General features: G+C 30.5%; 2 protein-coding genes. One reads left to right on the top strand and one right to left on the bottom strand.

Translation table 11 applies throughout. The features are described 5' to 3' along the window. Positions 1-214 (bottom strand): helix-turn-helix domain-containing protein (locus RZN25_18415; GenBank protein ID MEQ6378773.1); only part of this gene is annotated, 214 nt, incomplete at its 3' end. A gap of 840 nt (positions 215-1054) precedes the next feature. Between RZN25_18415 and RZN25_18410 the strand changes: the two genes are divergently transcribed. Further along, positions 1055-1276 carry a hypothetical protein gene (locus RZN25_18410; GenBank protein MEQ6378772.1) on the top strand — a complete coding sequence of 74 codons (222 nt, stop codon included), beginning with the start codon at positions 1055-1057 and terminating at the stop codon, positions 1274-1276. Positions 1277-1372 lie beyond the last annotated feature (96 nt).

Below are 1372 nucleotides of genomic sequence, written 5' to 3'. Positions count from 1 at the left end.
GATATCTAGGTGCCTCTACAATGGTTTGAATCAGTTCTCCTGCATCCATACTTACATCTTGTTTTATTAGTTCACTCCTCTGCGATTCATATTCTTTAATGTATATATTTACTGTTTTACGATCAATACCAACCATTTTGGCAATTTCTCTTTGTGATCGCCCCTGCCTTAGGTACATTAGTAGGACCTTTTGTTTCTTTTTAAAGTTAATCATCGCTCCAGTCTCCCCACTAGAAACCTATTATTTCTTCATGGGATATTATAAACTACTGGGGGATTTTTCCTTTGTGGCCCACTTTTAGATTACTATATTCAGGTGTGGATTATTGTGAGATTATATGAAGCAATTTAAGCAAAATAATGTTTATTAAAAAACAAGAATTTCTATTGCTAGTTTTATGTATAAATGTTAAAATTTGTTATATGAGGGAGAGGAGTTGATGCTCTTTTTAGAAAGATATTTGATAGTTTCCTAGTTTGAAATTTTTATTTTTTAAGCCGCAACTTACAATCGAGGATGTGGAATATCGGAACCCTTTTATATTTTGACACTCTAGGTTGAAAGAGCGGTATAGGTAATTTAAGCAAACTATTATAATAAGGGGATGTAGATTCTGAAGGTTGTAATTTATGTTATTTTTCAAAAGGTGTATTTACTCTAATTTCAATCCAAGGTATGCTCAATCCCTGCAACAATAGTAAGAACTTATCACAACCTTTGCAAGAAATGCAGGACAAGCGATAAATGAAAGTTAACCCCAGCTCAACGTTTAGGAATAACGGATAAGCAATTTACAATTTAATACATTTTTTATAAAGAAATCTCCTAATAGTTAATTAGGAGATTTCTTTATTGGAATTTTATGTTAGAATAAATATAAAAGGAATTAAAGGAATGTACGAAGTTTGTGATTAGTTTTACTAAAACTAAAGAGGAGAAGAGTTTGAGAAGGATTTCCTAAATCGGCCCAAATAGAAATAATAAATGTTTAGATTAAATCAGTTAGAAAGTAAAAGTTTGAGTGAATTTAAAATAAGAATATGAGGTGATTAGATGAAAGCTGTAATTGGGACAATGATAGGATTTTTATTCCTTAGCTTTTTGGTTTTTCCAGTAGTTTTAGGAAAAACAATTTGGTCAGGTGGAGGGGATCTTCTCCCTGTTTATTCAGGATTGCTTGTACTTTGTGGACTTATTGTTGTTTGCACAATGATTGTTTTAGAAAAAATAGAAGAGTTAAAAGAAAAACTAAATCCCAAAAACATTGAAAAATAATTTTTTTCACAAACGGGCAAGACGTAAAAACGGTTTTTGTTGTAATTATAATCGTTTTAATTATCTCACTTATATTTAGGTTTACTAATAATAAAG

The sequence above is a fragment of the Bacillaceae bacterium S4-13-56 genome (assembly GCA_040191315.1).
Lineage (GTDB): Bacteria > Bacillota > Bacilli > Bacillales > JAWJLM01 > JAWJLM01.
The sequence above is the reverse complement of the archived record's forward strand: the minus strand, read 5'-3'. Positions and strand labels throughout refer to the sequence as shown.

Bases quoted from the DNA above. Each gene is read 5' to 3' on its own strand.
- RZN25_18410 (MEQ6378772.1), top strand. From the start codon at position 1,055: ATGAAAGCTGTAATTGGGACAATGATAGGATTTTTATTCCTTAGCTTT.